Raw genomic sequence first — 7,224 nt, 5'->3', positions numbered from 1 at the left:
GTCGACCGAATACCCCCGGGGGTAGAGCACTGGATGGGCTATGGGGACTCACCGTCTTACTGATCCTAACCAAACTCCGAATACCGGGGAGTACTAGTCGGCAGACACACGGCGGGTGCTAACGTCCGTCGTGAAGAGGGCAACAACCCTGACCTCCAGCTAAGGTCCCCAAGTCATGGCTAAGTGGGAAAGGATGTGAGGATCCCAAAACAACCAGGATGTTGGCTTAGAAGCAGCCATCATTTAAAGAAAGCGTAACAGCTCACTGGTCTAAATAAGGGTCTTTGCGCCGAAAATGTAACGGGGCTAAAGCCATGCACCGAAGCTGAGGATTTGCAGTTTACTGCAAGTGGTAGCGGAGCGTTCCGTAAGCCTGTGAAGGAGGACCCGTGAGGGCCTCTGGAGGTATCGGAAGTGCGAATGTTGACATGAGTAACGACAAAGAGGGTGAGAGACCCTCTCGCCGAAAGACCAAGGGTTCCTGCTTAAAGTTAATCTGAGCAGGGTTAGCCGGCCCCTAAGACGAGGCAGACATGCGTAGTCGATGGGAACCACGTTAATATTCGTGGGCCTGGTGGTAGTGACGGATCTCGTGTGTTGTTCAACCTTACTGGATTGGTTGTGCAGCGAAGAGGTTCCAGGAAATAGCTCCATCATTATAGACCGTACCCGAAACCGACACAGGTGGTCAGGTAGAGTATACCAAGGCGCTTGAGAGAACTATGTTGAAGGAACTCGGCAAATTGCACGCGTAACTTCGGAAGAAGCGTGACCCCTTTTTGGGCAACCAGGAAGGGGTGGCACAGACCAGGGGGTAGCGACTGTTTATCAAAAACACAGGGCTCTGCGAAGTCGAAAGACGACGTATAGGGTCTGACGCCTGCCCGGTGCTGGAAGGTTAAGAGGAGAGGTGCAAGCTTTGAATCGAAGCCCCAGTAAACGGCGGCCGTAACTATAACGGTCCTAAGGTAGCGAAATTCCTTGTCGGGTAAGTTCCGACCTGCACGAATGGCGTAACGACTTCCCCGCTGTCTCCAACATAGACTCAGTGAAATTGAATTCCCCGTGAAGATGCGGGGTTCCTGCGGTCAGACGGAAAGACCCCGTGCACCTTTACTATAGCTTTACACTGGCATTCGTGTCGGCATGTGTAGGATAGGTGGTAGGCTTTGAAGCGGGGACGCCAGTCTTCGTGGAGCCATCCTTGAAATACCACCCTTATCGTCATGGATGTCTAACCGCGGTCCGTCATCCGGATCCGGGACAGTGTATGGTGGGTAGTTTGACTGGGGCGGTCGCCTCCGAAAGAGTAACGGAGGCGCGCGATGGTGGGCTCAGACCGGTCGGAAATCGGTCGTCGAGTGCAATGGCATAAGCCCGCCTGACTGCGAGACTGACAAGTCGAGCAGAGACGAAAGTCGGTCATAGTGATCCGGTGGTCCCGCGTGGAAGGGCCATCGCTCAACGGATAAAAGGTACGCCGGGGATAACAGGCTGATGACCCCCAAGAGTCCATATCGACGGGGTTGTTTGGCACCTCGATGTCGGCTCATCGCATCCTGGGGCTGGAGCAGGTCCCAAGGGTTTGGCTGTTCGCCAATTAAAGCGGTACGTGAGCTGGGTTCAGAACGTCGTGAGACAGTTCGGTCCCTATCTGCCGTGGGTGTAGGAATATTGACAGGATCTGTCCCTAGTACGAGAGGACCGGGATGGACATATCTCTGGTGGACCTGTTGTCCTGCCAAGGGCATAGCAGGGTAGCTATATATGGAAGGGATAACCGCTGAAGGCATCTAAGCGGGAAACCCACCTGAAAACGAGTATTCCCTATCAGGGCCGTGGAAGACGACCACGTTGATAGGAGGCGTGTGGACGTGCAGCAATGCATGAAGCTTAGCCTTACTAATAGCCCGATCGACTTGATCGTTCTCATTGATCATGCTCATCACGCGTCGCAAGACGCCAAGATGAAGCCATGACGTGTTCAACAAGACCATCGCCAACTGTTGGCGCCCTTGCTCGATAAGAGCGCGGGGCAGCCATACAGGCCAAAGGCCGTCGCCAATCCCCGGGTCAAGCCCGAGGACTTTGGCGACCGTCCGCAGGGCCGCGACCGGCAGGTCACGATCAGCCCGTCAGGACAAAGCAAAGGCGATGAACCAAAATCCAGCTTCTCAACACATGCCAACAGAAATGTTGGTTCATTGCCCTTAATCGACCTGGTGGTCATGGCGGGGCGGCCGCACCCGTTCCCATTCCGAACACGGCCGTGAAACGCCCCAGCGCCAATGGTACTTCGTCTCAAGACGCGGGAGAGTAGGTCGCTGCCAGGTCTATTAAAGGCAATGCCGCAAAACAAAAGCGGACAATACAATCTTCTCAGAAACACGAAAAACAAGCATCCCTTCCGGACCAGAAAAGTCCGTATCCTTGGTGACGCGGGGTGGAGCAGCCCGTTCGGCCTAATATCGATCCACTGGATCGATATCTTGACGGCCTCACCTCATCAGGCTACGCCTGACTTCGCTCCCGGGCCCAAAACCCGGACTCTTGGTGACGCGGGGTGGAGCAGCCCGGTAGCTCGTCAGGCTCATAACCTGAAGGCCGCAGGTTCAAATCCTGCCCCCGCAACCAACGAGACTTGTAACCGCACCCACTCAGCCTCCTTCTCCGCAAGGAGCGCCTGACACCGGTTCAGATACTTCACCTTCTCCTGCACAGTCTTGAACTCACCAGCAGCCCGCTTGCGGACGAACCCGGCCGAATGCTGCTCACGCAGTTCCCGTGATGCTTCCCGCCACGCTTCCTGGGCTGCCAGGATGGCGGCGAGGTGGCCGTGGATCGAAAGGTCTGAATAGCCCCGAGTTTCGTAGACACCGTCGGGTCTATGTTTTCTGCACGCGCTCGAACTCAACGGGCGACAGCATCCCGTTTCTGACGTGCTTGCGTTTCGGGTTGTAGAACATTTCGATGTAGTCGAACACGTCCTGACGAGCTTCGTCGCGTGAGCGGTAGACCCTGCGACGTATCCGCTCCCGCTTCAGAAGGTTGAAGAAGCTCTCAGCCACTGTGTTGTCATGGCAATTGCCGCGGCGGCTCATCGAGTGAACCAGATTGTGGTGTTTGAGGAACGAGGCCCAGTCCATGCTGGTGAACTGCGAGCCCTGATCCGAATGGACCAGAACCTGATCCTTTGGCTTGCGTCGCCACACCTGTTGGTTTCCACGCGGAACTGAGCCGGTTAGGCGCATAATTTCCATTGAGAATTGAGCCATGTGAACCTTCCCCCAACGCGGAGAGCGACGGGGGCAACGGAGTGATCCACATGGGACTTTTAAACATCATCCGCCGGATGGCGCTGCGCGAGAAGCTGTCGATCCGTGAGATCAGTCGGCGCACGGGGCTTTCGCGCAACACGATCTCGAAGTATCTGAGCGCTGGCACGATCGAGCCGACGTTCACTGTGCCGGAACGGCCGAGCAAGCTTGATCCGTTCGCTGACAAACTGGCGGCCTGGCTGAAGACCGAGACCGGGAGATCACGCAAGCAGCGCCGAACGCTGAAGCAGCTTCATGCCGATCTGGTGGCTTTGGGCTTTACCGGCTCCTACGGTCGCGTCGCTGCGTTCGCCCGTGACTGGCGGGTTGAGCAGCAGGCGGTCGGCCGCGGCATATTCGTTCCCCTATCTTTCCGCCCAGGCGAAGCATTCCAGTTCGATTGGAGTGAAGACTATGCCGTGATAGGCGGCGAGCGCACGAAGCTTCAGGTCGCGCATATCAAGTTGGCGCACAGTCGGGCCTTTCTGGTCAGAGCTTACCTGCTGCAGACACACGAGATGCTCTTCGACGCCCACTGGCACGGCTTCCGTGTCCTTGGCGGCGTGCCCGCGCGTGGAATTTATGACAACATGCGCACCGCGGTTGATCGCGTCGGCCGCGGCAAGGAGCGGCAGGTCAACGTCCGCTTCCTGGCGATGACGAACCACTACGTCTTTGCGCCCGAATTCTGCAATCCGGCGGCAGGCTGGGAGAAGGGGCAGGTCGAGAAGAATGTTCAGGATGCCCGACCACGGCTATGGCAACAGATGCCGGACTTTCCGAATCTGCCGGCATTGAATGCCTGGTTGGAACAGCATTGCCAGGACCTGTGGCGGGAGACACCGCATGGCACCTTGCCCGGCACGATCGCGGATGTCTGGGCTGATGAGCGGGCAGCATTGATGACACTGCCTGCAGCTTTTGACGGCTTCGTCGAACAGAGCAAACGAGTCTCCCCCACCTGCCTTATCACCTTCGAGCGGAACCGCTATAGCGTGCCCGCATCGTTTGCCAACCGGCCTGTCAGTTTACGAATCTATCCCGAGCGGCTGGTCGTTGCGGGCGAGGGCAACGTTCTTTGCGAACATGTGCGGATCATAGAACGCAGTCACGACAAGCCACCACGGACGATTTACGACTGGCGGCATTATCTTGCGGTCATCCAGCGCAAGCCCGGAGCACTTCGTAACGGCGCACCCTTTATGGAATTGCCACCGGCCTTCCGCAAATTACAGGACCAGATGCTCCGCCGCCCCGGCGGTGATCGCGAGATGGCGGACATCCTTGCTCTCGTTCTTCATCACGACGAACAGGTCGTCCTGCGCGCTGTGGAACTGGCCCTGGAGGCCGGCGTGGCAACCAAGACGCATGTGTTGAACCTGCTGCATCGGTTGGTAGACGGGAAAACGACCGACGGCCCTATTATCGATACGCCGCACGCATTGGCATTGGCTCGTGAACCCAAGGCCAATGTCGAACGCTATGACGGGCTGCGTGTTCGGATCGTAGGGGGTCGCCATGCGTCATGATCCTGCCAGTGCCGCCGTGGTCATCATGCTGCGGAGCCTGAAGATGTATGGCATGGCCCAAGCGGTCATGGATCTGATTGAGCAAGGAGCGCCAGCGTTCGATGCGGCCGTGCCGATCCTGTCGCAGTTGCTGAAGGCGGAAATGGCGGAGCGCGAGGTTCGCTCCATCGCCTATCATATGAAGGCCGCCCGTTTCCCCGCCTACAAGGACATCTCCGGATATGACTTCGCCGCCAGCGAGATCAACGAAGCCACCGTGCGCCAATTGCATCGGTGTGAGTTCATGGACGAAGCGCAGAACGTTGTCCTGGTCGGAGGCCCTGGCACAGGCAAAACACATATCGCGACCGCTCTCGGCATCCAGGCTATCGAGCATCATCGCAGAAAGGTCCGCTTCTTCTCTACCATCGAACTGGTCAACGCTCTTGAGCAGGAGAAGGCCAAGGGCAAGGCCGGTCAGATCGCCGAAGCCCTGGTCCGTCTCGATCTGCTAATCCTCGATGAGCTTGGATACCTTCCGTTCAGCGCCTCGGGCGGCGCATTGCTCTTCCACCTGCTGAGCAAGCTTTACGAGCGCACCAGCGTCATCATCACCACCAACCTCAGCTTCAGCGAATGGGCTACCGTCTTCGGCGACGCCAAGATGACCACCGCTTTGCTCGACCGCCTGACCCACCGTTGCCACATCCTGGAAACAGGAAACGACAGCTTCCGCTTCAAGGCCAGCTCGGCCGCAGCGGCACAGAAGAGAGGAGAAAAGGCCAGCCCATTGACCAAACCCTGATCAGAAAACCATACTCAGAGGTGGCTCACTTCTCGGTGGAAAAACCGGCTCAGTTCCGCGTGGAAACCAACACCCAAAGGCATCAATTATCGCATGCATCCCGCCAATGTTCCTTGTCTCACTGCGGCGAGAATCGACTGCTGCGTCCTTGCCAACAATCACATCGCCGATTGGGGTCTTGAGGGCCTATCGCAGACACTGCGCCATCTCGCCGATGTTGGTGTCGCAACCGTGGGCGCGGGAGACGACGACCAGGCCGCCAGACGGCCAGCGCTCTTGAGCACCGCTGCGGGTCGACGCCTGATGGTTTTTGCGATCGCCTGTCCGTCGGCAGGCGTGCCACGTCGTTGGGCGGCAACGCCACAGCGGCCGGGCGTGCATCTTCTTAACGACTTCAGCCGTGCGTCCGTCAAGCGGGTTCTGGATCAGATCTCGAACCTGCGGCGCAACGATGATGTCGTGGTGGTCTCGATTCACTGGGGACCCAACTGGGGGTATGACATTCCTGCCGGGCATGTCGAGTTCGCCCATGCTCTGATCGACGAGGCGGACGTCAATGTCGTTCATGGCCATTCGTCCCATCACCCGATGGGCCTGGAAATATATCGCAACAGGCTGATCCTGTTCGGTTGTGGCGATTTCATCAACGATTACGAAGGCCTGCCCGGTTATGAGGAGATGAGGCCTGAATTGGCACTTGGTTCTGTTATGGATATCGACGAGCGCGGCGATTTGCTTCGCGGCGTCCAGATGCTTCCCTTCCGCAGGAAGAAGTTCCGTCTTCAGCGAGCGTCCCAGCAGGAAGCAGACTGGCAGGTCGATGTCATGAGCCGAGAAAGCGTCGGCTGTCGGATCTCGCTAGATGATGATGGGATCTTGATCGGCGTCAATGCCGGATGATCCTGTTGCCTTAGCGTTTCTTCAGACCTCATCACCTGTCTAGGATCGCATCCTTCGTGGGCCGAAGTGGTCGTGGCGAGTTCATTCCATCTGGAAACTCAGGAGGAAGCAATGGAAATTCCTGTCGAGATCGAGAGTCACGGCGTCGAGTTGCCCCCCTCGGTGCGCGAGAGCTTGGCTGAACACGTGAATGAATTGGAGACCCGATACGGGCGTATCCTCAAGTGCCGGGTGGCAGTTACAGGGCCTGGCCAGAAGCATCGCACCGGTGGGCTCTATGACATACGCATCCATCTGACGCTTCCCGAGGGGAGGCAGATAACAGTAGACCGATTGGATCATGGCGATGAGCGATATTCGGATCTGCAGTTCGCCATCAATGACGCATTCAAGAGGGCGCGACGTCAGGTGCAGGACGAAGCGCGTAAGATGCAGGGTGCAACCAAGCACCATGAGCCGCAACCGACAGGAACCGTACAGCGGATCGATCACCGGGGTGAGTTCGGCTTCATAGCCGCAGCTGATGGCCGCGAAGTCTACTTTCACCGCAACAGCGTCGTCGGGGGCAAGTTTGAAGATCTTGAACTGGGCACTCGCGTCACCTTCGCGGAAGAACCGGGGCGCGAGGGAGATCAGGCAAGCACGGTGAAGCCGATGGGAAAACATGCCTTGCGCTAAGCTGCTATCCCAGCGG

At 57.7% G+C, this 7,224-nt stretch carries 3 protein-coding genes, 1 tRNA gene, 2 rRNA genes and 2 pseudogenes (1 of these 8 running past the window's edge); 7 read left to right on the top strand and 1 reads right to left on the bottom strand.

What is annotated here, in order from left to right; translation table 11 throughout:
* The 3 genes from NT26_RS14755 to NT26_RS14745 all read left to right on the top strand — a co-directional run.
* Positions 1 to 1,927 (top strand): 23S ribosomal RNA (locus NT26_RS14755); it begins 976 nt to the left of the window's first position.
* Between the two features lie 291 nt (positions 1,928 to 2,218).
* Positions 2,219 to 2,333: ribosomal RNA gene (gene rrf, locus NT26_RS14750) — 5S ribosomal RNA — on the top strand.
* A 224-nt stretch (positions 2,334 to 2,557) separates the two neighbouring features.
* Positions 2,558 to 2,634: transfer RNA gene (locus NT26_RS14745), tRNA-Met, on the top strand.
* A 251-nt stretch (positions 2,635 to 2,885) separates the two neighbouring features.
* On the opposite strand, the pseudogene NT26_RS14740 reads toward NT26_RS14745, so the two are convergent.
* Positions 2,886 to 3,212, bottom strand: a pseudogene (locus tag NT26_RS14740) (IS3 family transposase); the annotation flags it as partial.
* A 113-nt stretch (positions 3,213 to 3,325) separates the two neighbouring features.
* Between NT26_RS14740 and istA the strand changes: the two are divergent.
* The 4 genes and pseudogenes from istA to NT26_RS14720 all read left to right on the top strand — a co-directional run bounded on the left by istA (position 3,326) and on the right by NT26_RS14720 (position 7,208).
* Positions 3,326 to 4,846: an IS21 family transposase gene (istA, locus tag NT26_RS14735; RefSeq protein ID WP_052638836.1), complete on the top strand. Its 1,521-nt coding sequence runs from the start codon at positions 3,326 to 3,328 to the stop codon at positions 4,844 to 4,846.
* Positions 4,836 to 5,630: an IS21-like element helper ATPase IstB gene (gene istB, locus NT26_RS14730; protein WP_052638837.1), complete on the top strand. Its 795-nt coding sequence runs from the start codon at positions 4,836 to 4,838 to the stop codon at positions 5,628 to 5,630. The genes istA and istB overlap by 11 nt, the downstream gene beginning before the upstream one ends.
* 78 nt (positions 5,631 to 5,708) lie before the next feature.
* Positions 5,709 to 6,530: pseudogene (locus tag NT26_RS14725) on the top strand (CapA family protein); the annotation flags it as partial.
* Between the two features lie 111 nt (positions 6,531 to 6,641).
* Entirely contained in the window at positions 6,642 to 7,208 is a 567-nt protein-coding gene (locus tag NT26_RS14720; protein WP_052639784.1) for an HPF/RaiA family ribosome-associated protein, read from the top strand.
* The last annotated feature ends 16 nt before the right edge of the window (positions 7,209 to 7,224 follow it).

This window comes from Pseudorhizobium banfieldiae, assembly GCF_000967425.1.
Taxonomy (GTDB): Bacteria; Pseudomonadota; Alphaproteobacteria; order Rhizobiales; family Rhizobiaceae; genus Neorhizobium; species Neorhizobium banfieldiae.
Note: the sequence above shows the minus strand (reverse complement) of the source record. Positions and strands in the feature narration are given on the sequence as shown.

Bases quoted from the DNA above. Each gene is read 5' to 3' on its own strand.
- istA (WP_052638836.1), top strand. From the start codon at position 3,326: ATGGGACTTTTAAACATCATCCGCCGGATGGCGCTGCGCGAGAAGCTG.
- istB (WP_052638837.1), top strand. From the start codon at position 4,836: ATGCGTCATGATCCTGCCAGTGCCGCCGTGGTCATCATGCTGCGGAGC.
- NT26_RS14720 (WP_052639784.1), top strand. From the start codon at position 6,642: ATGGAAATTCCTGTCGAGATCGAGAGTCACGGCGTCGAGTTGCCCCCC.